Raw genomic sequence first — 275 nt, 5'->3', positions numbered from 1 at the left:
CAGCGGCAGCTGAACCTCCAACACTTGTGCCGGCTATTACAGACTATCCGTTGGATTTAAAACAGCTCAGCCAGGATTACGAGATCAATATGATCCAACAGGCATTAGCCGACAGTCAGTACAATCAGAAAAAGACCGCTGAAAAGCTCAGTCTGACTTACCATCAACTGCGTGGTTATCTGAAGAAATACAACCTGCTTGATTCCACGGCCGAGGAAAACTGATCATGCGCTATCCGTCAGCCAGTCATTTGCTTACGGTTATTTGTTTTTTTA

General features: G+C 45.1%; 1 protein-coding gene. It reads left to right on the top strand.

Going from position 1 to position 275, the window contains the following annotated elements:
• The coding region (locus NLF92_RS12885; protein WP_284700439.1) for a helix-turn-helix domain-containing protein at positions 1–224 on the top strand (224 nt) is incomplete at its 5' end.
• Positions 225–275: the final 51 nt, after the last annotated feature.

This window comes from Opacimonas viscosa (genome assembly GCF_024199005.1).
Lineage (GTDB): Bacteria > Pseudomonadota > Gammaproteobacteria > Enterobacterales > Alteromonadaceae > Opacimonas > Opacimonas viscosa.
This window is presented reverse-complemented; position numbering and strand designations above follow the sequence as displayed.